Raw genomic sequence first — 23,644 nt, 5'->3', positions numbered from 1 at the left:
CTGAATTGAGTGCGGGAGCCCGGATGGGCTCCCGTTTTTTTTGCCCGCGATTCAGGGCGCGAGGGAAAGAGCCGCCTGACGGAAAGGGTCTCAGACAGGGTTAGAGGTTTCGTTCAGCTCAGGTTCAAGAAGGGTTCAGGAGCGGTTCAGTGGTCGATGGGCAATCTAGCCCCGAGTTCAGCAACTACTCGACCACTCGAAAAGGAATCACACCATGAACCGTACCTTCAGCCGTATCGCCCTTGCATCCGCCCTGGCGCTTGCCGCCGCCGGCGCCCAGGCCGCGGACAGTTTCGTCGGCCTGACCTGGGGTCAGACCAACAACAATATCCAGAAGTCCGATTCGCTGAACGCGAACCTGAACAACCCCGAACTGGACAAGGTCATCCACAAGACCGGCACCTGGGGTGTACGTGCCGGCCAGCAGACTGACGGCGGCCGCTACTACATGACCTACGAGAACTTCTCCGACACCGATAGCGGCTACAAGCTGCGTCAGCAGAACCTGCTCGGCAGCTACGACCTGTTCGTGCCGGTGGGTGACTACAACACCAAGCTGTTCGGCGGCGCGACCCTCGGCCTGGTCAAGCTGGAGCAGGAAAGCAAGGCCATGAGCCGCGACAGCAACATCAACTACGCTGCTGGTCTGCAGGCCGGTATTCTCCAGGACCTGAGCAAGAACGCGTCGATCGAGGCCGGCTACCGCTACCTGCGTACCAACGTCAGCACCGACATGGGCGAACACGGAGGTCCGCGCCTGGGCTCCCTGGACCTGCACAGCAGCGGCCAGGCCTACCTGGGCGCCAACTACAAGTTCTGATGCGTTCCATGCAACAGGCCGGGCATCTGCCCGGCCGCTTCTTTGAAAGGGAGATCGGCCCATGAAACTGCTGGTTGTGGAAGACGAGGCGCTGTTGCGTCATCACCTCTACACCCGCCTCGGCGAGCAGGGACACGTCGTGGATGCGGTGCCCGACGCCGAGGAAGCGCTGTATCGCGCTGCGGAATACAACCATGACCTGGCCGTGGTCGACCTCGGCCTGCCGGGCATGAGTGGGCTGGACCTGATCCGCCAGCTGCGCAGCCAGGGCAAGAGCTTCCCCATCCTCATTCTTACCGCCCGTGGCAACTGGCAGGACAAGGTCGAGGGGCTGGCTGCCGGGGCCGACGACTATGTGGTCAAGCCGTTCCAGTTCGAGGAGCTGGAGGCGCGCCTGAATGCGTTGCTGCGGCGCTCTTCGGGGTTCGTCCAATCGACGATAGAGGCGGGCCCGCTGCTGCTGGATCTGAACCGCAAGCAGGCACAGCTGGATGGCGAGCCGGTGGCGCTCACCGCCTACGAATACCGCATCCTCGAATACCTCATGCGTCATCACCAGCAGGTGGTGGCCAAGGAGCGGCTGATCGAGCAGCTGTATCCGAATGATGAAGAGCGCGATCCCAATGTGATCGAAGTGCTGGTGGGGCGCCTGCGCCGCAAGTTGGAGGGTGGCAGCGGATTCAAGCCGATCGACACCGTGCGTGGGCAGGGTTACCTGTTCACCGAGCGCTGCCGATGACCCATCGCTGGCGAGGCTTCTTCCACCCCACTGGGTGGTCGCTGCGTCTGCGACTGATGCTCGGTGCCGCGGCGATGGCGGTGCTGTTCATGCTGGCGCTGCTGCCGGCGCTGCGCGGGGCCTTCGTGATCGCCCTCGACCAGTCCATCGAACAGCGTCTGGCGGCCGATGCCAGTGCGCTGATCGCGGCGGCCCGGGTGGAGAACGGTCAGCTGGAGATGCCCGAAAAGCTGCCGAACGAGGAGTTCGACAACCTGGAAGCCAGCCAGCTGGGCTACATCTACGACAGCGAAGGCGTCCTGGTCTGGCAGTCGCTGTCTTCACGGGACGAGCAGGTGACCTACCGGCCGCGCTACGACGGCCAGGTCCACGAGTTTCTCCGGGTCGCCGATGCCAGGGGGCGCGAGTTCTTCGTCTACGACGTGGAGGTGGACCTGTTGCGCGGACAACGGGCTGCCTACAGCGTCGTCACCATGCAGCCGGTGAGCGACTACCAGTCCATGTACGACGGGTTCCTCAAGCAGCTCTATCTCTGGCTGGGGGGCGCGTTGCTGGTGCTGCTCGGGCTGCTCTGGTTCGGCCTGACCTGGGGCTTTCGCAGCCTGCGCGGCCTCAGTGCCGAGCTGGACCAGGTGGAATCCGGCAGCCGTGACAGCCTGAGTGACGAACACCCCCGCGAACTGCTGCGCCTGACCAAATCTCTCAACCGACTGCTGGACAGCGAACGCCGCCAGCGCGAGCGCTATCGCAACTCATTGGACGACCTTGCCCACAGCTTGAAGACGCCGCTCTCCGTGCTGCAGGGCGTCAGCGAGAACATCGCCGCCCGGCCGGACGACCGCGAGCAGGCGCGGGTCCTGCAAAGCCAGATCGAGCGCATGAGCCAGCAGATCAGCTACCAGCTGCAGCGAGCGTCACTGCGCAAGAGCGGCCTGGTACGCCATCGCGTGCACCTGGCGCCCTTGCTGGACACCCTCTGTGATGCGCTGGACAAGGTCTACCGCGAGAAGCGCGTGCGGGTGGAGCGGGATTTCGACAGGGACCTGATGATCCCCATGGAGCAGGGCGCCTTGTTGGAGATGCTTGGCAACCTGCTGGAGAACGCCTTCCGTCTGTGCCTGGGGGTTATCCGTGTCAGCGCCCAGGTGCGCGACGGCCATTGCGAACTCAAGGTGGAAGACGACGGCCCCGGCGTACCAATGGATCAGCGCGAACGCATCCTCAAGCGCGGCGAACGCATGGACGCCCAACATCCGGGGCAAGGTATCGGCACAGCGGTGGTCAAGGACATCATCGAAAGCTACGACGGCGAACTTTTCCTGGAAGAGTCTCCGCTGGGTGGGGCGGAGTTCAGGATTCGGTTTCCGTTGATTTGATCCCTGTTGGTGTCCGCATGCCTTGTGGGGGCGAATTCATTCGCGATGGGCAGCGCAGCTGCCCCATGGGCCGGCAGGGCAGACCTTCGGCCTGCATAGCGAATGAATTCGCCCCCACAGGATTGTTCCTGCCTGAGTACCCAGGCGAGATTCAAGCCTCCTGCGCCCGATAAACCCCCGGCGTCAGCCCGGTCCACTTCTTGAACGCCCGATGGAATGCCGAGGGTTCGGAGAAACCGAGCTGCTCGGCGATGTCCTGGATCGAGAGCTCATCCCGGCCGAGGTGGTAGATGGCCAGGTCGCGGCGCAGGTGGTCCTTCAGCTCCTGGAAGCTCGAACCTTCTTCCCTCAGATGCCGGCGCAGGGTCTGCGGACTGATGTGCAGGTGCTGGGCGACTGCTTCCAGGTCTGGCCAGGTGCGGCAGTCGCGGCCGAGCAGGCGGCGGATCTGGCTGGTGAGGCTGTCGCCGCCGTCGGGGCGGGCCAGCAGATCGGCCGGGGAGTGTTCGAGGAAGTGCTTGAGGGTGCGTTCATCCTGCAGCAGCGGCATCGCCAGGTAGCGCGAATGGAAGCGCAGGCTGATGCGTGGCGTCTCGAAGTGGCGGCTGGTGGGGAAGAGCAGTTCGTATTCGGCGGCGTGGGCCGGCTTGGCGTAGCTGAAGGTGGCTTCCTCCAGCCGGATGCGCTGGCCGATCAGCCAGCTGCCGAGCCGATGCCAGATGACCAGCAGGCTTTCCACCAGGAAGTGGTCCGGGTCGCGGAGCAACGTGTCGTCCACCGTCAGGACGGCGAAGTCGCCTTCCCGTTCCAGCTGGATTCGCGGCGAATCGGGGAACAGCCCATAGAAAAGCGTGCCCCTGACCAGGGCCTTTTCCAGGCTGCGGCAATGGATGATGGCGTGGCACATCATGGCGAAGGTGCCGCGCTTGCTGGGTTGCCGGCCAAAGCCCATGTACTCGTCGTCGAGCGTTTCCCAGAGCACCTGCATCAGCCGCGCGAACTGCTCGGGCGCCACCCGTGCCCGTGGTTCGTCCAGCACGGCGGGCTGGATACCGGCGGCACGCAGCAAGGAGGTGCAGTCCACGCCGTGGCGCAGGGCGCCGCCCAGGGCGGCCCGGACGAAATGGCTGGCGATGGTGCGCTCGCGCATGAGGTTGATCCGTAGTCGGGGAGGCCGATGTTAGGGCGCGGCTGGAGGCGGCCACAAGGGCGCAAGTGGCGGAAATCCCCCTGGGGGCCTGGCGGAAATCCGCCCGATGGGGGCGTGGGATCAGGTTGGGTGTGTAGATAAGTTATTGAAATTAAAGGATTTATAAAAATTAGAAGACTTGGCACAGCGGCTGCTATGGAGACAGTGCCGTCCATTCGACTGGACCGCACAACAACAAAAGTCTCCCAGACAGGGAGATCCGTCGATCACAGTGACGCCAGGCCTTACGGAACAGGTCGGGATCACTTGAAAGGAACACTGCCATGTCCCGCCAACCGTTCTACAAGAGCCTGTACGTCCAGGTCATCGTCGCCATCGCCATCGGCATCCTGCTGGGGCACTTCTATCCAGAGACGGGCGTTGCGCTCAAACCCCTGGGTGACGGCTTCGTCAAACTGATCAAGATGGCCATCGCGCCCATCATCTTCTGCACAGTGGTCAGCGGCATCGCCGGCATGCAGGACATGAAGGCAGTGGGTAAGACCGGCGGCTACGCGCTGCTGTATTTCGAAATCGTTTCTACCGTTGCCCTGCTCATCGGCCTGGTAGTGGTCAACATCGTCCAGCCTGGCGTCGGCATGCATGTCGATCCGTCCACCCTGGACACCAAGGGCATTGCTGCCTTCGCTGCCGCCGGCGAACAGCAGAGCACCATTGCCTTCCTGCTCAACGTCATCCCCAGCACCATCGTCGGCGCCTTCGCCTCGGGTGACATCCTGCAGGTGCTGTTCTTCTCCGTGATCTTCGCCTTCGCCCTGCAACGCATGGGTGACCACGGCAAGCCGGTACTGGAGTTCATCGACCGCATCGCCCAGGTCATGTTCGGGATCATCAACATGATCATGAAGGTCGCGCCCATCGGTGCCTTCGGTGCCATGGCCTTCACCATCGGCCAGTACGGCGTGGGTTCTCTGGTGCAGCTCGGCCAACTGATGCTGTGCTTCTACATCACCTGCGTGTTCTTCATCCTGGTGGTCCTGGGCGGCATCGCCCGTGCCCACGGCTTCAGCATCCTGCGCTTCATCAAGTACATCCGCGAAGAACTGCTGATCGTGCTCGGCACCTCGTCGTCCGAGTCGGCCCTGCCGCGCATGCTGAACAAGATGGAAAAGCTGGGTGCCAAGAAGTCCGTGGTCGGCCTGGTTATCCCCACCGGCTATTCCTTCAACCTGGACGGCACCTCCATCTACCTGACCATGGCTGCGGTGTTCATCGCCCAGGCCACTGACACCACCATGGACATCACCCACCAGCTGACCCTGCTGGCCGTGCTGCTGATCGCCTCCAAGGGCGCCGCCGGTGTCACCGGTTCCGGCTTCATCGTGCTGGCCGCCACCCTGTCCGCCGTTGGCCACCTGCCGGTTGCCGGCCTGGCGCTGATTCTCGGGATCGACCGCTTCATGTCTGAAGCCCGCGCCCTGACCAACCTGATCGGCAACGGCGTTGCCACCATCGTGGTCGCCAAGTGGTGCAAACAGCTGGACGAAGACACCCTGCAGCGCGAGCTGGCTTCCGGCGGCAAGTCCGAAGCTCCAGCCGCTCCGCAGACCGCTGCCTGATCGACGACTGCTACAGCGTTCTCCTCCTGGTGAGGAGACTTTCTCAAGCCCGGCCCCCGTAGCCGGGCTTTTTTTTGCTGATCTGTGGGAGCGAGCTTGCTCGCGAAAGATCGCGCGCGGACTGTTCGCGAGCAAGCTCGCTCCTACAAGGGCTCGTTGTGCGCCGGCAAGCTGGCCGAATGCGTCAATGCCCCTGAGCGCTTGCGTCATTGAGGGGGCGAGCGGCTGGCGCCTAACCTGCGGCACGACTTCGGCCCAGGGAGGCAACCCCATGCAGCGCATTCATTTCGAGACCGAACACAATCTGTTCCGCGAGGCTTTCCGTGCCTTCCTGCAGAAGGAAGTGGTGCCCCATCAGGACGAGTGGGAAGCGGCCGGTGTGGTCGACCGCAGCGTGTGGAAGAAAGCGGGGGAGATGGGTTTCCTGCTGCCCTGGGCGGATGAGGAATACGGCGGCTCCGGGCTCAAGGACTTCCGCTACGAGCAGATCATGTGCGAGGAGCTGGCCTTCATCAACGAGCCGGGCTTCATGATCCCGCTGCATTCGGCCCTCTGCGGCCCCTATATCGCCGAGTATGGCAACGCCGAGCAGAAGGCGCGTTTCCTGCCGGGCATCATCCGCGGCGAAACCATCCTCGCGGTGGCCATGACCGAACCCTCCGCCGGTTCCGACCTGGCCGGCATGCGCACCACTGCGGTGGACAAGGGCGATCACTTCCTCCTCAACGGCTCCAAGGTGTTCATCTCCAACGGCCTGCTGGCGGACGTGGTGATCGTCGCCGCCAAGACGGACCCGGCGAACAAGCACGCCATGGGCCTGTTCCTGGTGGAGCGGGGCATGGAAGGCTTCGAGCGCGGCCGCAACCTGAAGAAGCTGGGCATGAAGAGCCAGGACACCGCCGAGCTGTTCTTCAATAACGTCAAGGTGCCGAAGGAAAACCTGCTGGGCGATGCCAAGGGAGGCTTCTTCTACCTGATGAACATGCTCGCCCAGGAGCGTCTGACCAACGCCTGCGGCGCAGTGGCCGGCGCTGAGGCCGCGCTGCTCACCACCATCGACTACGTGAAGGAGCGCAAGGCCTTCGACCGTCCCGTGGCGCACTTCCAGAACACCCGTTTCAAGCTCGCCGAGATGCGCACCCAGATCGACGTTGCCCAGGTGTTCACCGATCGCTGCGTGATGGACCACAACCAGAAAAAGCTCACGCCTGAGGTCGCTGCCGAGGCCAAGCTGTTCACCACCGAACTGCTGTGCAAGGTGGTGGACGAAGGCGTACAGCTGCACGGCGGTTGGGGCTACATGTGGGAATACCCCATCTGCAAGATGTACGCGAACGCGCGTATCCAGCGCATCTTCGCGGGCACCTCGGAAATCATGAAAGAGATCATCAGCCGCGGGATGAAGCTCTGAGGCAAGCGGTGCGCATGGCGCACCCTACCTGTGGGTGTGCCGTGCGCACCTTCGACTGACTCAAGTGAGGCGATCGTCATGACTCAAGCAAAAGGCGCCATCGATGCCTGGGCTCAGCTGGCCACCGGGCGCACCCGTGAGCTGATACCGGAGGCGGTGCGGCTGTTCGAGAAATCCGGGACCACGGCCCTGCTCGACAAGGGCCTGAGCCCGGAAGAAACCGTGGCCGAGATGGACCGCGCCGGCATCGACAAGCTGATGGTCAGCGCCTGGTGCCGGCCCGAACGCTGGGTCAGCACCAACGACGAAGTGGCCGAATACACCCGCGCCTTCCCGGACCGCTTCGCCGGCGTTGCCGCGGTGGACATGAGCAAACCCATGGCCGCCTTGCGCGAACTGGACCGCGCGGTGAACGAGCTGGGCTTCAAGGCGCTACGGGTGGTGCCCTGGCTATGGAAGCTGCCGCCCAACCACCGGCTCTACTACCCGCTCTATGCGAAGTGCATCGAACTGGATATCCCGTTCTGCACCCAGGTGGGCCACACCGGCCCGCTGATGCCCTCTGAAACCGGCCGGCCCGTGCCGTACCTGGATGAGGTGGCGCTGGATTTCCCGGAACTGCGCATCGTCGCCGGGCACATTGGCCATCCGTGGACCGAGGAAATGATCGGCGTCGCCTGGAAGCACGACAACATCTATATCGATACCTCCGCCTACCTGCCGCGTTACTACCCGCAGGCCCTGGTCCACTACATGAAGACCTACGGCCAGGACAAAGTGCTGTTCGGCAGCAACTTCCCGCAGTTGTCGCTTTCGAGCTGCATGGCGCAGGTGGATGAGATGGAGCTGCCGGAGGCCGTGAAGGAAAAATTCCTGCACGCCAACGCACGAAAGGTATTCAGGCTCTAGAGTGACGGGGCCATCGGGCAGCGAGCCGATAACAACAATAAGAGGGGCGAAGGATGAGTGAAGCACTGCCGTTGCAACGTTTCACCCATTGGGTGGCGACCACGCCGGACCGCGTCTGGCTGCGCCAGCCGGTGGCGCGGACCTGGCATCCCATCACCTGGAGCGAAGCTGACGACCGCGCCCGACGACTGGCCAGCGCACTGCGGGCCCTGGGCTGCGAGCCGGGCGACCGGGTGGCGATCCTGGCGAAGAACTGTGCCGAGTGGATTCTGAGCGACATGGCGATCATGCTCGCCGGGCTGGTCAGCGTGCCGCTCTATCCGCTGCAATCGGCCGAGAGCATCGAGTATGTCCTGAGCCATTCCGCATGCAAGGTGATCATCCTCGGCAAGCTGGATGATCCCGAGCGGATGGAACCGGGCATTCCCAGCGATGTTGTGCGCGTTGCCATGCCCTATCCGACCCTGCGTGCCGACCATGTCTGGGGTGAGCTGTTGGCGCGCCACGAGCCTCTGCGCGAAACCCATGAACAGCGCCCGGACGAGTTGCTCAGCATCCTCTATACCTCCGGCACCACCGGCCAGCCCAAGGGCGTGATGCAGACGGCGCGGGCCTTCGCCTTCGCCTCCAGCCGATCGGTGAGGGAGATGGGCTTGGGGCCGGACGACCAGTTCTTCTCCTACCTGCCGCTTTCCCATGCCGCCGAACGCTTCCTGGTGCAGACCAACAGCCTGTATTGCGGTGGTGAAATCGCCTTCGTCGAATCACTGGAGACTTTCGCTGAGGACTTGCGCCAGGTGCGGCCCACCCAGTTCTTCTCGGTGCCGCGCTTGTGGACGCGTTTCCAGCAGGGCGTGCTGGAGCGGTTGCCGCAGGGACGACTCGACCGCCTGCTGGCCATTCCGCTACTGGGCGCCCTGGTGGCCTGGAAGATTCGTCGCGGCCTGGGGCTTGACCGCGCGCGGGTGCTGGTGAGCGGTGCTGCGCCCATTCCGGTGGCGTTGCTGGAGTGGTACCGGCGCATCGGCCTGACCATCTGCGAGGGTTACGGCATGACCGAGAACTTCGCCTACGGCAACTTCAATCGGCCGGGGCAGGTTCGCTTCGGCACCGTGGGCCGGGTGATGCCGGACAACGAGCTGCGCATCGCCGATGACGGCGAAATCCTCTACCGCAGCCCATCGCTCATGACCGGTTACTACCTGGAACCGGACAAGAGCGCCGAAACCCTGCGCGATGGCTGGTTGCACACCGGCGACAAGGGACAGGTCGACAACGACGGCTACCTGCGCATCACCGGCCGGGTGAAGGACATTTTCAAGACCAGCAAGGGCAAGTACGTGGCGCCAGCCCCCATCGAAGGCGAGATCGCCAAGAATCTCTGGGTCGAGCAGGTGTGCCTGATGGGCAGCGGCCTGGACCAGCCGCTGGCGCTGATCGAACTGAGCCCCGCAGCGCGTGAGCAGGCGCGCGCCCAGGTGGAGGCGGACCTGCTGGCAACCCTCGAACAACTCAACGTCCGGCTGCAGCCCCATGAACGCATCAGCCACCTGCTGCTGGTGTGCGAGCCCTGGACGGTGGATAACGGCTGCATGACCCCGACCATGAAGATTCGCCGTAACGTGCTGGAAGCCCGTTACGCCCCGGCGGTCGAACGTCTCGATGCGCGCCAGGCGCTGCATTGGGAATGACCGTCAGAACACACGCATCAGGAGTTGCCATGAAAGGCCCGTTGTCTTCGCTGAAAATCCTCGACTTCTCCACCCTGCTGCCGGGACCCTTCGCCTCGTTGCTGCTGGCCGACATGGGCGCCGACGTGCTGCGGGTGGAGTCGCCCACGCGCATGGACCTGGTGCGCGTGCTGCCGCCCCACGACGGCGGCCAGTCCACCAGCCATGCTTACCTGAACCGCAACAAGCGCAGCATCGCCCTGGACCTGAAACGGCCGGAGGCGGTGGAGCTGGTCCGGCAGTTGGTGCAGGAATACGACATCGTCCTGGAACAATTCCGGCCCGGTGTCATGGAGCGGCTGGGGCTGGGCTATGACGCGCTGAAGGCGATCAACCCGAAGCTGATCTACGTCTCCATTACCGGCTATGGCCAGACCGGCCCCTATCGCGACCGCGCTGGACACGACATCAACTACCTGGCCCTGGCCGGCATCGCCAGCTATACCGGACGCCGCGACAGCGGGCCGCTGCCCCTGGGCGTGCAGTTGGCGGATATCGGCGGTGGCTCCCTGCACGGGGTGATGGGCCTGCTCGCGGCGGTGATCCATCGTCAGGCGAGAGGGGAGGGGCAGCATGTGGACGTCAGCATGACCGACTGCGCCTTTGCGCTGCACGGTATGGCCGGCGCCGGTTATCTCGGTGCGGGTGTGGAGCCGGACATGGAAAACCAGGCCCTGAACGGTGGCAGCTTCTACGACTACTACCGCACCCGCGACGGCCGATGGTTCTCGGTGGGCAGCCTGGAACCACAGTTCATGCAGCAGTTCTGCGCCGCCATCGGCCATCCCGAGCTGGCAGTCCGGGGGCTGTCGCCAAAGCCGGCGGACCAGCAGGAGCTGAAGCGCGCCATCGAAGTCGAGTTCGAAAAGCGCGACTTCGCCGAATGGCTTGAAGTGTTCGCCGCTTTGGATGCTTGTGTGGAGCCGATGCTGCCGCTGTCCGAGGCAGTAGATCATCCACAGATCAGTGCCCGCGACCTGGTGGTGGAGGTGCCGCGCGATGGCCTGCCGCCGCAGAAACAGATCGCCTGCCCGATCAAGTTCTCCGCCGGCCTGCCTGCGCCGCGCCACGTCGGTGGAGCAGTGGGTTCCCATACGACCGAGGTCCTGTCCGAGCTCGGGCTGAGCGCCGAACAGATCGAGGCACTGAAAGCAGCGAAGGTGGTGGGGTAGGGGGGCTCGGGGTTGTGGGGGGAACCTTGTGGGGGCGAATTTATTCGCTAAAGCAGGCCGAAGGCCTGCCCTTAGAAGGTCCGTGGGGCCGCTACGCGGTCCTTAGCGAATGAATTCGCCCCCACAGAAAAGCGGCGCTAAACCTGGCTCTGTTCCCCGCTGAACACCAGCGTCACCCGGCAGCGCCGGCAGTAGTAGCGGCGCCCGCGTGCCACCAGGGCGTGGCGCTGGGCGGAGAAGGGATGGCCGTCGGGGCAGGCGCAGCGGTACAGGTAGCGCGTCACCTTGCGCCGGTTCACTTCATAGGTGTGGCAGCGATTGGGTGGCAGTTCGTAGACGCCGCGCATGATCAGCTGCCATTCCTCGCCGTGGGGCTGGATGCGCGGGCCGAACAGTTGGTGGGCGACCAGGTGCGCCACTTCGTGGGCGACGGTCTGGCGCAGGAAGTCTTCCTGGTTCTCGCGGTACAGCTGCGGGTTGAAGCGCAGCTTGTTCTCGTCCAGATGGGCGACGCCGGCCTTCTGCCCGCGCAGCTTGAAGCTCACTTCGGGGCGGGGAAACCGGCATTTGAAAAAGTCTTCGGCCTGCAGGTAGCAAGCTTCGACGCGGGCAAGTAGCTGCTCGGGCATAGGGCACTCCGTTGGCGCGGAATTATGCCGCAAAGCAGCCGCTGCCCGAATCGCCGTTCGGCCGGGCGGTTATCTCAGGACGTGGGTGACCTCCTGGTACTCGGGTGTCATGTAGAACTGCCAGTGGAGAATCACCGACACCAGCAACGTCACCAGCACCAGCAAGCCCACGGCCCAGATGGACGTCGCATAGAGCATGCTCTGCTCGCGCTTCATGCGCATGAAGATCGGCACGCCCACATAAAGCAGCACCGTGGAGTAGGCGCAGGCCAGGCCCAGCACCAGAAGTGCGAGCCAGCGGCTGGGGTAGAGGCTGGCAAGGCCGGCGATGAACAGCGGCGTGGCCACGTAGGCGACGAAACCGACGCACTGGTTGAAGTTCGGTCGAACCTCGAAAGTGCGCGACATCCAGCGCACGAAAGAGCCCATAAGCACCACGCCAATCACCGAAGTGAGGTAGAGGCCGATGGCGAGTTGCAGGGCGCTGTCTGGCTGCAGTCGCACCACTTCGTCACGGGCCAGGCTCCAGCCGACTTCGGTGGTGCCGACGTAGAGGCTGAACGCTGGAATCAGGGCGAGCAGCAGCAGGTGACCGAGGTAGTGGAGGCTGTTCTGGCGTTCCTCGTCGCGGATTTCATCCCAGGCGCGCAGGGGCTGGGTGAAGAGGTTCACGAAGTGGGGAGTCATGGCGGTCTCCTTGCACAGGACGCTTTGGATTACCTGCGCCTGGCCGCGCAGGTCCTGTGCATATAGAGAGGAGTCGCAAGCGGGGTTTCAGGTTTCTGGCCGAACGGTCATATGCCCATGAAAAAGGCCGCCCGTGGGCGGCCTTGTCTGCATCAGGAAAGCATCAGCTGGTGTACACCGGTCCCAGGCCGAAGCCCCAGAGGATCACGGCGGAAGCGATCATCGCCACCAGCACCACCAGGCCAACCGCCAGCACCGAGCTGGAGAACAGGAAGCCTTCGTCCTTGGGAATGTTCATGAACGTCGGTATGCCCACATACAGTAGGTAGACCGTGTAGCAGATGGCCAAGGTGCCCACCGTCGCCCCGAACCAGAGGTGCGGGTAGAGGGCTGCGAGGCCGCCGATGAACAGCGGGGTCGCGCAGTACGCGGCGAAGACGATGCACTCGGTGATGCTCGGGTTGGCGTCGTAGGTGCGCGCCATCCAGTGGATGAAACCGCCCATGACGGCCACGCCGGCGAGCATCGCCAGGTAGGACATGATGGACATCTGCATCGCGCTGGCCTGGGTGAGCATCACAGGATCGCCCTTACCCAGTACCCAGCCGACCTGGGTTGTGCCGATATAGGCAGAAATTACGGGAATTGCAGCAAGGATCAGGACGTGGGTGAGGTACATGTGGCCGACGCTTTCGTCTTCGCCACGGATCTCTTGCCACTCTTGATCGGGATGGGTGAAGAGCCCCCAAACGTGGTGGATCATGCTGAACACCTCCTCATTATTATGAGGTCGCCCCCCAGCGAAGCGCCGGTAGCGCATGGACAGCGCTCACCGGTGCCCGGCCGACCTATGCGACCTTATGTCGCAGTATAGGCAGGCGATTCGCCGACGCCTTAGAGCGAATCGAAGATTCAGCGTCAGCTGTAATAGCGTTGAAGTATTTCCATGGCCTTGTTGATCGATTGCAGGCGGGAAGTGCTGCCGCCTCGATCCGGGTGGTGCTGGCTCACCAGCTGGCGGTAGCGCTGCTTGATCACCGCCAGGCTGAGGGGCTGGCTGCCGCCGTGCAGGCCGAACAGTTCCAGCGCCGCGAGCTTCTCCTCGCTGCCCTGCATGCGTGTCCAGAAGCTGGCCAGTAGCTTCTCCACGTCTTCCTCGGTGGTGTCGCGCAGGTTGCTCAGGTCCAGGTAGTACTCGCGCAGCGGGTCCAGCTCGCTGAGGGCGGCGGCGCCAGCCACGTAGGGCAGCAATTGCACGCACAGCGGACTGATTGCGAGCTGTACCGCCCTTTCACCGTTCAATTGGTCGCGCAGGCGGTAGAGCGCGTTGAAGACCAGGAAGTGCGTGCGGAACAGCACCAGCTTGTCGGTGAGTTCCAGGTGCGGGATGTGGGTGGAATGGCGGGCCTTGAGGGCTTGGATCAGTTGATACTCGCTCAGCCCCTCGGGGGCCCCGCTCAAGAGTTCGAGGAGCTGGTCGCTGAGGTCCTGGGCGGGGTCGAGGTCGCTGTTCATCCGCCGGAGCCTAGCACAGCCTGACGATGGGGCTGGGGCCGCACGCGCTTTGTGCGTAAAATAGCCAGCTTTTCGCATTCCCCCCGGATTTCAGAGCACCATGGGCACCCTTTCGGTCAACCAGAACAAACTGCAGAAACGCATCCGCCGCCTGGCCGGCGAAGCCATCACCGACTTCAACATGATCGAGGATGGCGACAAGGTCATGGTCTGTCTGTCCGGCGGGAAGGACAGCTACACCATGCTGGACGTGCTGCTGTACCTGCAGAAGGTCGCGCCGATCAAGTTCGAGATCGTGGCCGTGAACATGGACCAGAAGCAGCCTGGCTTCCCCGAGCACGTCCTGCCGGCCTACCTGGAATCCATCGGCGTGCAGTACCACATCATCGAAAAGGACACTTATTCGGTGGTGAAGGAGAAGATCCCGGAAGGCAAGACCACCTGCTCGCTCTGCTCGCGCCTGCGTCGTGGCACCCTCTATACCTTCGCCGACGAGATCGGCGCGACCAAGATGGCCCTCGGTCACCACCGCGACGACATCCTGGAAACCTTCTTCCTCAATATGTTCTACGGCGGCACCCTCAAGGCCATGCCGCCGAAGCTGCGTGCGGATGATGGCCGCAACGTGGTGATCCGCCCGCTGGCCTACTGCAACGAAGCCGATATCGAGGCTTACTCCATTCTCAAGGAGTTCCCGATCATCCCGTGCAACCTCTGTGGTTCCCAGGAGAACCTGCAGCGCCAGGTGGTCAAGGAGATGCTCAACGAGTGGGAGCGCAAGTCGCCGGGCCGCACCGAGATCATGTTCCGCGCCCTGCAGAACGTGGTGCCGTCGCAACTGGCCGACCGCAACCTGTTCGACTTCGTCAACCTGCGCATCGACGAAACCGCGGCGCCGCGCACGCTGGACGTCGTCAACATCTGACCGTGCCCCTGTAGGAGCGAGCTTGCTCGCGAAGGTTCGCCAGCAAGCTGGCTCCTACAGGGAATCGTTCCGCATCGAAAGGACTCCCCATGCGCGATTACCGCTGGCTCCACGAATACTGCCTGAACCGCTTCGGCTCGGCCGAAGCCCTGGAAGCGCGCCTGCCGCAGCCGCGCGGCGAAGCCGAGCTGCGTGTGCTCAGTGATGACCGCTACCTGTCGCTGATGGCGTTGCGCGTCTTTCGTGCCGGTCTCAAACACAGTCTGGTAGATGCCAAGTGGCCGGCGTTCGAAGAGGCCTTCTTCGGCTTCGATCCGCATAAAGTGGTGCTGATGGGCGCTGAGCATCTCGAGCGGCTAATGCAGGACACACGCCTCATTCGTCATCTTGGCAAGCTCAAGAGTGTGCCGCGCAATGCTCAGTTCGTGCTGGACGTGGCGCGGGAAAAGGGCAGCTTCGGTGCTCTGATCGCCGACTGGCCGGTGACTGATATCGTTGGCCTGTGGAAATACCTGGCCAAGCACGGCAACCAGTTGGGCGGACTGTCGGCGCCGCGCTTCCTGCGGATGGTCGGCAAGGACACCTTCATCCCCACGGATGATATGGTTGCGGCCCTCAAGGCCCAGGACATCATCGACAAGGCCCCCACCAGCCAGAAAGACCTGGCGCAGGTGCAAGCCGCGTTCAACCAGTGGCATGTCGAGAGTGGCCGGCCGCTGTGCCAGCTTTCCATGATGCTGGCCCATACCGTCAATCACTGAGCCGCGGCAGACACCCGGCGCCGGTGGGCAGAGGAGGGGAGCATGTCGGATATCCAGCGTGTAGCCGCAGCCATCAAGGCGGCCGAGCGAATCCTGGTGATTACCGGGGCGGGATTGTCGGCGGACTCCGGCTTGCCTACCTATCGGGGGCTGGGCGGTCTCTACAACGGTGTGACGGAGGAAGGGCTGCCTATAGAGGAAGCACTCTCCGGGCCGATGCTCCGACGTAACCCCGCACTCTGCTGGAAGTACCTCGCCCAACTCGGCCGCGCTTGCCTGGGCGCACGACCCAATGCCGGCCACGAAGCCATCGCTCAGCTGCAGAAGATCAAGCCCGAGTGCTGGGTGCTGACCCAGAACATCGATGGCTACCATCGCCAGGCCGGTTCACCGCCGGAGCGGCTGATCGAGATCCACGGCGAGCTGTCGCCGCTTTTCTGCCAGTCCTGTGGCGCGGAAAGTCCCGATCTCAGCCGACATCTGACAGGGGAAATGCCTCCCAAATGCCATGAATGTGGTGGTATTCTCCGTCCACCCGTGGTGCTGTTCGAAGAAATGCTCCCAGAGCAAGCCATCGACAGCCTCTACGCCGAGCTGCGCAAGGGATTCGATGCGGTGATCTCGGTGGGAACCACGGCGAGCTTTCCTTACATCATCGAGCCCGTCCTCCGCACCCGCCAAGCAGGCGGTTTCACCGTGGAGATCAATCCGGCGCTCACCGACCTCAGTCCCGTCGTCGATGTCCACCTCAGAGGAAAGGCCTTAGATGTTTTGCAGGGACTGCTGAGTCACATTTCAGGCGATTAAATTTGCAAATGGGTTTGATAGAGGGCATAGTCGCGCCTTCATCAAAAACTGTCCGACACGGTCGTGCCCATGCTGAAGCGCTTCGCACCCCTCGTGCCTCTCACCTTCGCCCTGTTTCTCGCCGCTTGCGCAGGTAATGTGCAGCAGCAACCCCAGACCCAAACGCAAGCTCCCGTAGCCGACGGCATGCCCGATTCGCTGCTGGCTGATCGCGAGCCTACCGCCCTGGATCTGGCGAACCTCACCGACGATGAGCCCTACCAGATGCCGTCTCTCTCCGACGGCCTGCTGGAGCGTGGTTTCGAACTGGTAGGTACCCCGTACCGCTTCGGTGGCCGCTCCCTGAAGACCGGCTTCGATTGCAGTGGCTTTGTCGGCTACCTGTTCAAGGAAGAAGCGGGCATCCAGCTGCCGCGTTCCACTCGCGAGATGATCAACCTGGATGCCCCGGTGATCGCCCGCAGCGAACTGCAGCCCGGTGACATCGTGTTCTTCAACAACCGTGGCCGCGGCCGCGTCAGTCACGCCGGCATCTATATCGGCGACGACCAGTTCATTCATTCCAGCAGCAGCCGCAGCGGTGGCGTTCGCGTCGACAGCCTCGATGATCGCTACTGGAAGGCCAGCTACATGGAAGCCAAGCGCGTCCTGGCCATGAACACCCCGACTCGCCATCCGCTGCATCGCTGATCCAGCTGGATTCGAGTCGAAAAGCCGAGGCGGCCCTGAGTGGCCGCCTCGGCTTTTTTATGCCCGAGGCTTTCTTGAACGCAAAAAACACCGGATTCCGTAGGTGGTGAGGGAACTTTTTCTCTCCTGGCGTGTAGCTTTCGCTTGCAATATCACTGTGAGATCAGCAAATTAGCGTGCATTCCTCAAGTCAGGACTGACTTGCCATGCTCGCACCGAACCGCCTCGCCATCCTTGCCCTGGCCTCGCTGCTCACCGCTTGCGCGAGCAAGGCGCCTCCGCCTTATTCCCCACCTGTCGTCACTGCGCCTTCCCAGTTCTCCCCGGCGGCTGAAGATGTGCTGTTCCGTGCCCTCGGCCTGGTGGGTACGCCTTATCGCTGGGGGGGCAATACCCCGGATAGCGGTTTCGACTGCAGTGGCCTTATCGGCTACGTCTATCGCGATGCTGCGGGCATCAGCCTGCCACGTTCCACCCGCGAGCTGATTGCCATGCGCGCGCCCAGCATCGGCCTCAATGCCCTGCAAAGCGGCGACCTGGTGTTCTTCGCCACCAACGGCGGCGGGCAGGTCAGCCATGCCGGCATCTATGTGGGCGAAGGCCGCTTCGTCCATGCGCCACGCACCGGCGGAACGGTGCGCCTCGACAGCCTGTCGAACAGCTACTGGCAGCGCAGCTATCTCAGCGCCAAGCGCGTAATCTTCGACCCACGCCTGGCGCAATCCCACTGAGGCACCCATGACCAACCGCACGCTAAACCTCGATGACGCCCTCTACGGCTACCTCCTCGAGGTTTCGCTGCGGGAGTCGCCGTTGCTGGAGCGCCTGCGGGCGGAGACCGCTTCCCTGCCCATGGCGCGCTGGCAGATCGCGCCGGAGCAAGGCCAGTTCATGGCCTTGCTGGTGAAACTCACCGGCGCTCGTCGCATCCTCGAAGTCGGTACCTTCACCGGCTACAGCGCCCTGTGCATGGCGGCCGAGATGCCGGCTGATGGCCGGATGGTCTGCTGTGATCTGCCGGGCGACTACAACGCCGTCGCCCTTCGCTACTGGCAGGAGGCCGGCCTTGCCGAGCGCATCGAACTGCGCCTCGCGCCAGCGCTGGATACGCTGGCTGGCCTGGAAGACGGTAGCTTCGACCTGATCTTCATCGATGCCGACAAGAGCAACTATCCCGCCTATCTGGAGGAAGCCCTGCGCCTGGCGCGGCAGGGCGGGCTGTTGCTCTTCGACAATGTGCTCTGGAGCGGCCGCGTGCTGGAAACCGAGTCGGACGACGCCGACACCCGTGCCATCCAGGCGCTTAATCTCGCCCTGAAAGCCGATCCGCGCGTCGACCTGTCGCTGCTGCCCCTGGGGGATGGCCTGACCCTCTGCCGCAAGCGCTGAAAGCATGCCTGAACCGATTCGCCTACCGCCCCAGCCCGATGCCTGCGAACTCTGTGGCCGCGCATCGACGCTGACCCGCCATCACCTGATCCCCAAGGCGCTGCACGACAAGCCTTACGTGCAGAAGCGCTTCGCGAAAAGCGAGCGCATCACCGCCACCCTCTGGGTCTGCCGTCCTTGTCATAACCAGATCCATAGATTGTTCAGCGAGAAGGAGCTGGCGTTGACCTTCAACAGCCGCGAAGCGCTGCTGGGCGAGGAGCGCATGCGTACCTTCGTCGACTGGCTGGCCGGCAAGCCGGCGGGCTTCAATCCGAGGCACTGAATGACACGCATCCCCGACGACCTTGTCTCCCGCCTGCGGAATTCCCGCCATCTGCTGATCTTCACCGGTGCCGGCGTTTCCGCCGAGAGCGGAATCCCGACCTTCCGTGACGCCCAGACCGGCCTCTGGGCGAAATACCGTCCCGAGGAACTGGCCAGCCCCGAAGGATTCCAGGCCGATCCGCAGACGGTCTGGGACTGGTACGCCTGGCGTCGCGAGCGCTGCCTGGCGGTACCGCCCAATCCGGCGCACCAGGCCATCGCAGAACTGCAGCGGCGGCTGCCGAAGGTCACCCTGATCACCCAGAACGTCGACGGCCTTCACCAGCGCGCCGGCAGCTCCGCGCCCTTGGAACTGCACGGCACTATCCATCGCCTGAAATGCTTCAAATGCCAACGCGACGGCGGCAACTGGCCGGAGGATGTTCGCCGCATCCCGCGTTGCGAATGCGGCGGGCTGCTGCGCCCGGCGGTGGTCTGGTTCGGCGAGAGCCTGCCGGAAGCCGTGCTGGAGGCGGCCGCCGAGGCCAGCCAGGACGCTGACCTGTTCCTCAGCATCGGCACTTCCAGCCTGGTCTACCCGGCGGCCGAACTGCCGTTCCTGGCCAAACGCCACGGTGCCTATCTGGTGGAAATCAATCCGCAGCCCACGCCCCTCAGCGCGCGTGCCGACCTTTGCCTGCAAGGTGCGGCGGGGGAGGTAATGGCGGCCCTATTGGCGACCGCCTGGGCGGGTTCGCAGGTTCGCTAGAGCGAAGCGAATCCAGCGGCTGTGCCTGTATCAAGTGTGGCAGGTCGCCGCATTGTCCGTAGGCGATCTCAATCGTTTTGCTCAGCCTGGGCGTCTCCCGGCGCTTCCTGGGCAGCGGGACTGCGCTGCTTGAGTCGTTCCAGCAGGGTGTCACCGGAGATCAAGCGGTCTTCCGCCACATCGCGGTCGGCGAAGGACAGCAATTTGATCAGCGCCAACGCTTCATCACGTCGCTGGAGCTCGGCGTAGGACTCGACCACATAGGCCGGTACGCCATTCTGGGTGATCACCATGGGCTCGCTGAGATCCAGCGAGGCAGCATGCTGCTTCAGATAGCTGATGGTCTGGAATTTCATGGCATCTCCCAGGTGTTGAGGACCTCGCATTCCGGCGGGATGATGCGCCCTAAAGAGCGTGAATGGAGCGGTCCATTCAAAGTCCGAACAAAGACTGCCATCAATCAGCGAATTCGGGGCGAACTTCCGGTTGCCTTGAGCGCCGTGCCGCATTACCGTCCGCCGCTGCAGAAATTTGCGCCCGCCCGGGCGCCCGACTCAATCGCGCACCAAGCAGGACAAGCATGATCACCGGGGAACTCAAGAGCCAAGTCGACGCCGTCTGGAACGCCTTCTGGACCGGCGGCATCTCCAACCCCATGGAAGTCATGGAGCAGTTCACCTACCTGCTGTTCCTGCGCCGCCTCGACGAACTGCACGCCCTCGAACTGAACAAGGCCACTCGCCTGAACCGGCCGATGGAGCGCCGCATCTTCCCTGAAGGCCTTGACCCGCGCGGCTGCAGCTACAACGACTACCGCTGGAGCGTGTTCAAGCACCTGGCCCCGGCGGAGATGTTCGAGGTGGTCAGCCAGCACGTCTTCCCCTTCCTCAAGACCCTGGGCGATGACGGCTCCACCTACAGCCACCACATGCGGGATGCGCGCTTCACCATCCCCACGCCGGGCCTGCTGGCCAAGGTGGTCGACCTGCTCGACCACATCCCCATGGAAGACCGCGACACCAAGGGCGACGTCTACGAATACATGCTCGGCAAGATCGCCGCCGCCGGGCAGAACGGCCAGTTCCGCACCCCGCGGCACATCATCCAGCTGATGGTCGAACTCACCGCGCCCAAGCCCAACGACGTGATCTGCGACCCCGCCGCCGGCAGCTGCGGCTTCCTGGTGGGCGCCGGCGAATACCTGCGCCGCGAATACCCCTCGCTGCTGCTCGACGCCGCGCAGAAGCAACACTTCCACCATGGCCTGTTCCACGGCTTCGACTTCGACAACGTCATGCTGCGCATCGGCAGCATGAACATGCTGCTGCACGGCGTGGAAAACCCCGACATCCGCTACCGCGACTCCCTCGCCGAAAGCACCGCCGGCGAGGCCGAGCAGTACAGCCTGATCCTCGCCAACCCGCCGTTCGCCGGCAGCCTGGACCACGAAAGCACCGCCCAGGACCTGCAGCGCATCGTCAAGACCAAGAAGACCGAACTGCTGTTCCTCGCCCTGTTCCTGCGCCTGCTCAAGCCCGGCGGCCGCGCGGCGGTGATCGTGCCGGACGGCGTCTGCTTCGGCTCTGGCAAGGCGCACCGGGAGATTCGCCGCCTGCTGGTGGACGAGCACAAGCTCGACGCCGTGGTGAAGCTGCCCAGCGGCGTGTTCAAGCCTTACGCCGGCGTCGCCACCTCCATCCTGCTGTTCACCAAGACCAACTCCGGTGGCACCGACCACGTCTGGTTCTACAACGTCGAAGCCGACGGCATGAGCCTGGACGACAAGCGCAACCTGCTGCTCGACGAAGCCAAGTTCGGCGTCCGCCCCGAACAGGCGCTGGAGGAGGCCGATCACGCCAAAAACAACCTGCCCGACGTGCTGGCCCGCTGGCACGAACGCACCACCAGCGAACGCAACCGCCCGCGCACCGCGCAAAGCTTCTGCGTGCCCCGCGAGGAAATCGCCGCCAATGGCTACGACCTGACGCTCAATCGGTACAAGGAAGTGGAGCAGGAGGTGGTGGAGCATCGCAGCCCGACCGAGATTCTCGATGAGCTGGAGAAGTTGGAGGGGGATATTCAGCAAGGGATGAGTGCGTTGCGGGCAATGTTGGGATGAGTGCTGTGGACATGGAAAACCGTTGGCCCGTCGTTTCACTGAGCGAGGTCGCCGAGCAATGTCTCGGCAAAATGCTCGATGCCAAGAAGAACAAAGGCACTCCGCTGAAGTACCTGCGCAATCCCAACGTGAAATGGTTTGAGATTGACCTTTCTGATCTGCGAGAAATGCCCTTCGAGGACCACGAACTGGATCGCTACGGTCTGGAACAGGGGGATGTGCTGATTTGCGAGGGCGGCGAGGCCGGAAGGGCCGCGATCTGGGACGCCCCGATGGCGAACGTTAAATTCCAGAAAGCCATTCACCGCGTGCGATGCGGTCCCAGATTACACAACCGATTTTTAGTTCATCGCCTGATGGCTGATTACCAGTCTGGTCAATTGGCTGACTACTACACCGGTGTCACGATTAATCATCTGACGGGCCGAGATTTGGCTCGATACCGTTTTGAGTTGCCCCCTGTGGAAGAGCAACAGCGCATCGCCGCCATTCTGGATCAAGCCGAATCCCTGCGCGCCAAACGCCGTGCTGCGCTTGAACAGTTGGATACACTGGCTGAGGCGATTTTTGTTGAAATGGTTGGTAAGGAGAGAAGTGGCGAGTTGATACATAAGCCACTATCCGATTTGGTTGAGGAATTTCGCTATGGAACTTCGGAGAAGTCGGGTGATAGTGGCTTGCCGGTACTGAGGATTCCTAACGTCACTAAAGGGGATTTGGATGTCTCAGATTTGAAGTTTGTTAATTTGGATCGCAAAGAGATTGAGAGACTTCTATTGCGGGATGGTGATTGGACTTGCCCCTATCAAACCGGACACCGGTACCCCGTTAAGTTGATGCCTCAGCCAAGCGTCTGAACTCCCGAGGTGAGCGGTAGTTCAGTGCGCTGTGCGGATGTTCCTCGTTGTAATGCTCGAAGGCGATGGCCAGGTTGCGCAGGGCCGTCGCTCGATCGGGCTTGGGCATGTGGCGGATATAGTCGCGCTTCATGGTCTTCACGAAGCTCTCCGCCATCCCGTTGCTCTGTGGGCTGCACACCGGTGTTGTCAGAGGTAGCAGGCCGATCTGCCGGGCAAAGACCCGGGTCTGTTCGGCGGTATAGGCCGAGCCGTTATCGCTCAGCCATTGCACCGGCGACGCAGGCAGCTCGCTACCGAAGCGTTGCTCGACGGCTTCCAGCATCACGTCGCGGACATCGTCGCCACTGTAGCCGTGTGGGCTGGCCACCCAACTGATGGCTTCGCGGTCGCAGCAGTCCAGAGCGAAGGTCACGCGCAGTTTGTCACCATCCTCGCAGCGGAACTCGAAGCCATCCGAACACCAGCGGGTGTTGCTTGTATCCACGGCGACACGACCTTCGTGACGCCGCGCCACACCCGGCTGCTTGCGACGGCGTTCCAGCAACAGATCGTGATCACGCATGACGCGGTAAACCCGCTTCACGTTGACCGGTGGCAGGGCCTGTTGCTCATGCTGCCGACGCAACAGACCCCAGATCCGACGATAGCCATAGCTGGGCAGGGCGCCGACTGCCTGCTGGATCTGCTCGACCAAGGTCACATCGTTGAACGCTCGGCGCCGACGAGGCCGCAGCCCTGGAGCGGGTTGTTTGAGTCGAGCCGTCAATTGCGAGCGCGCCACACCGAGACTCTCACTGACCGCCTTCACTGGTCGTCCCCCGGCAACAAGGGTGAGTGCGCAATCCATTTTCGCGAGCGGGCGATCTCCACCGCTTCCTTGAGGATCTCGGCCTCCATGGTCTTCTTGCCCAGCATCCGTTGCAGTTCGCGGATCTGCTTGAGGGCATCGGCCAACTCGGAGGCGGGCACCACCGCTTCACCGGCACTGACCGCCGAGAGGCTGCCGTCCTGGTAGAGCTTGCGCCAGTGGAACAGTTGGTTGGGGTTGATGCCGTTGCGCCGGGCCACCACCGAGACGCTTTGCCCGGGCTCGAGACTCTCGCGCACCATGGCCAGTTTTTCCTCGACGCTCCAGCGGCGACGCCGCTCCTGGCCGAGCACTTCGATGGTTTTGTCTTTGCTGGTAGTCATAAACACAGTCGTTTGCCTATCCCTTATGGTAAGGGGGAAACGGTGTCCTGTGTTTCAAGGGGCTCGTTCA

Annotated in this window: 25 protein-coding genes; 18 read left to right on the top strand and 7 right to left on the bottom strand. The window is 63.1% G+C overall.

Going from position 1 to position 23,644, the window contains the following annotated elements; genetic code table 11:
* Positions 1-214 precede the first annotated feature (214 nt).
* The 3 genes from E8E95_RS03385 (at position 215) to E8E95_RS03375 (ending at position 2,935) form a co-directional block, all read left to right on the top strand.
* Positions 215-820 carry an outer membrane beta-barrel protein gene (locus E8E95_RS03385; protein WP_280348101.1) on the top strand — a complete coding sequence of 202 codons (606 nt, stop codon included), beginning with the start codon at positions 215-217 and terminating at the stop codon, positions 818-820.
* 61 nt (positions 821-881) lie between these two features.
* Positions 882-1,559 (top strand): response regulator, encoded by a 678-nt coding sequence (locus E8E95_RS03380; protein WP_280348099.1) that lies wholly within the window; start codon positions 882-884, stop codon positions 1,557-1,559.
* Positions 1,556-2,935, top strand: coding sequence for an ATP-binding protein (locus tag E8E95_RS03375; protein WP_280348097.1), 1,380 nt, complete (start codon positions 1,556-1,558; stop codon positions 2,933-2,935). The genes E8E95_RS03380 and E8E95_RS03375 overlap by 4 nt, the downstream gene beginning before the upstream one ends.
* A 151-nt stretch (positions 2,936-3,086) precedes the next feature.
* Here the strand turns inward: E8E95_RS03375 and E8E95_RS03370 are convergent, their stop codons facing one another.
* Complete coding sequence (locus tag E8E95_RS03370; RefSeq protein WP_280348095.1) at positions 3,087-4,085, bottom strand: AraC family transcriptional regulator; 999 nt, start codon at positions 4,083-4,085, stop codon at positions 3,087-3,089.
* Positions 4,086-4,408: 323 nt separating this feature from the next.
* Between E8E95_RS03370 and E8E95_RS03365 the strand changes: the two genes are divergently transcribed.
* The 5 genes from E8E95_RS03365 (at position 4,409) to E8E95_RS03345 (ending at position 10,926) form a co-directional block, all read left to right on the top strand.
* Entirely contained in the window at positions 4,409-5,704 is a 1,296-nt protein-coding gene (locus E8E95_RS03365) for a dicarboxylate/amino acid:cation symporter (protein WP_280348093.1), read from the top strand.
* A 271-nt stretch (positions 5,705-5,975) separates the two neighbouring features.
* The gene (locus E8E95_RS03360) at positions 5,976-7,115 is read left to right on the top strand and encodes an acyl-CoA dehydrogenase family protein (protein WP_280348091.1); all 1,140 of its coding nucleotides are present in this window, start codon (positions 5,976-5,978) and stop codon (positions 7,113-7,115) included.
* A 78-nt stretch (positions 7,116-7,193) separates the two neighbouring features.
* Positions 7,194-8,024 carry an amidohydrolase family protein gene (locus tag E8E95_RS03355; RefSeq protein WP_280348089.1) on the top strand — a complete coding sequence of 277 codons (831 nt, stop codon included), beginning with the start codon at positions 7,194-7,196 and terminating at the stop codon, positions 8,022-8,024.
* 53 nt (positions 8,025-8,077) lie between these two features.
* Complete coding sequence (locus E8E95_RS03350; protein WP_280348087.1) at positions 8,078-9,715, top strand: AMP-binding protein; 1,638 nt, start codon at positions 8,078-8,080, stop codon at positions 9,713-9,715.
* 29 nt (positions 9,716-9,744) lie between these two features.
* Entirely contained in the window at positions 9,745-10,926 is a 1,182-nt protein-coding gene (locus E8E95_RS03345; protein ID WP_280348085.1) for a CaiB/BaiF CoA-transferase family protein, read from the top strand.
* Positions 10,927-11,063: 137 nt separating this feature from the next.
* Here E8E95_RS03345 and E8E95_RS03340 read toward each other — a convergent pair whose 3' ends face one another.
* From E8E95_RS03340 to E8E95_RS03325, 4 genes are all read right to left on the bottom strand, one after another.
* Positions 11,064-11,555, bottom strand: a complete 492-nt coding sequence (locus E8E95_RS03340) for a SprT family zinc-dependent metalloprotease (protein WP_179058184.1) — start codon at positions 11,553-11,555, stop codon at positions 11,064-11,066.
* A gap of 69 nt (positions 11,556-11,624) precedes the next feature.
* Complete coding sequence (locus E8E95_RS03335) at positions 11,625-12,242, bottom strand: Yip1 family protein (protein WP_280348082.1); 618 nt, start codon at positions 12,240-12,242, stop codon at positions 11,625-11,627.
* 163 nt (positions 12,243-12,405) lie between these two features.
* Entirely contained in the window at positions 12,406-13,005 is a 600-nt protein-coding gene (locus E8E95_RS03330) for a Yip1 family protein (protein ID WP_077524994.1), read from the bottom strand.
* Positions 13,006-13,160: 155 nt separating this feature from the next.
* Positions 13,161-13,757 carry a DNA-J related domain-containing protein gene (locus tag E8E95_RS03325; protein ID WP_280348080.1) on the bottom strand — a complete coding sequence of 199 codons (597 nt, stop codon included), beginning with the start codon at positions 13,755-13,757 and terminating at the stop codon, positions 13,161-13,163.
* 100 nt (positions 13,758-13,857) lie between these two features.
* On the opposite strand from E8E95_RS03325, the gene ttcA reads away from it, so the two are divergent.
* From ttcA to E8E95_RS03285, 8 genes are all read left to right on the top strand, one after another.
* Positions 13,858-14,682, top strand: a complete 825-nt coding sequence (ttcA, locus tag E8E95_RS03320) for a tRNA 2-thiocytidine(32) synthetase TtcA (protein WP_077524992.1) — start codon at positions 13,858-13,860, stop codon at positions 14,680-14,682.
* Positions 14,683-14,771: 89 nt separating this feature from the next.
* A complete protein-coding gene (locus E8E95_RS03315; RefSeq protein ID WP_280348078.1) occupies positions 14,772-15,443 on the top strand; it encodes a DNA-3-methyladenine glycosylase I in 672 nt (223 codons plus the stop codon).
* A 42-nt stretch (positions 15,444-15,485) separates the two neighbouring features.
* A complete protein-coding gene (locus E8E95_RS03310; protein WP_280348077.1) occupies positions 15,486-16,250 on the top strand; it encodes an NAD-dependent deacylase in 765 nt (254 codons plus the stop codon).
* A gap of 69 nt (positions 16,251-16,319) precedes the next feature.
* Entirely contained in the window at positions 16,320-16,940 is a 621-nt protein-coding gene (locus tag E8E95_RS03305) for a C40 family peptidase (RefSeq protein WP_280348076.1), read from the top strand.
* Between the two features lie 206 nt (positions 16,941-17,146).
* Positions 17,147-17,671: a C40 family peptidase gene (locus tag E8E95_RS03300; RefSeq protein WP_280348075.1), complete on the top strand. Its 525-nt coding sequence runs from the start codon at positions 17,147-17,149 to the stop codon at positions 17,669-17,671.
* Between the two features lie 7 nt (positions 17,672-17,678).
* Positions 17,679-18,329, top strand: a complete 651-nt coding sequence (locus E8E95_RS03295; RefSeq protein ID WP_280348074.1) for a class I SAM-dependent methyltransferase — start codon at positions 17,679-17,681, stop codon at positions 18,327-18,329.
* Between the two features lie 4 nt (positions 18,330-18,333).
* Positions 18,334-18,654, top strand: coding sequence for a hypothetical protein (locus E8E95_RS03290; protein WP_280348073.1), 321 nt, complete (start codon positions 18,334-18,336; stop codon positions 18,652-18,654).
* Positions 18,655-19,404 carry an NAD-dependent deacylase gene (locus tag E8E95_RS03285; RefSeq protein ID WP_280348072.1) on the top strand — a complete coding sequence of 250 codons (750 nt, stop codon included), beginning with the start codon at positions 18,655-18,657 and terminating at the stop codon, positions 19,402-19,404.
* Between the two features lie 68 nt (positions 19,405-19,472).
* Here E8E95_RS03285 and E8E95_RS03280 read toward each other — a convergent pair whose 3' ends face one another.
* Entirely contained in the window at positions 19,473-19,760 is a 288-nt protein-coding gene (locus E8E95_RS03280) for a type II toxin-antitoxin system Phd/YefM family antitoxin (RefSeq protein WP_280348071.1), read from the bottom strand.
* Between the two features lie 224 nt (positions 19,761-19,984).
* On the opposite strand from E8E95_RS03280, the gene E8E95_RS03275 reads away from it, so the two are divergent.
* Both E8E95_RS03275 and E8E95_RS03270 read left to right on the top strand, forming a co-directional pair.
* Complete coding sequence (locus E8E95_RS03275) at positions 19,985-21,523, top strand: class I SAM-dependent DNA methyltransferase (protein ID WP_280348070.1); 1,539 nt, start codon at positions 19,985-19,987, stop codon at positions 21,521-21,523.
* A gap of 11 nt (positions 21,524-21,534) precedes the next feature.
* Positions 21,535-22,380 (top strand): restriction endonuclease subunit S, encoded by an 846-nt coding sequence (locus tag E8E95_RS03270; protein ID WP_280348069.1) that lies wholly within the window; start codon positions 21,535-21,537, stop codon positions 22,378-22,380.
* Here the strand turns inward: E8E95_RS03270 and E8E95_RS03265 are convergent.
* Positions 22,352-23,574 (bottom strand): IS3 family transposase gene (locus E8E95_RS03265; protein ID WP_280347810.1). Its coding sequence is split into 2 segments (ribosomal slippage): positions 22,352-23,229 and positions 23,229-23,574, totalling 1,224 coding nucleotides; the frame shifts between segments, so codons are not numbered across the junction. The two genes, E8E95_RS03270 and E8E95_RS03265, sit on opposite strands and share 29 nt — an antisense overlap.
* Positions 23,575-23,644 lie beyond the last annotated feature (70 nt).

Source organism: Pseudomonas sp. BN414, from assembly GCF_029871275.1.
In the GTDB taxonomy this organism is placed as follows: Bacteria; Pseudomonadota; Gammaproteobacteria; order Pseudomonadales; family Pseudomonadaceae; genus Metapseudomonas; species Metapseudomonas resinovorans_C.
The sequence above is the reverse complement of the archived record's forward strand: the minus strand, read 5'-3'. Positions and strand labels throughout refer to the sequence as shown.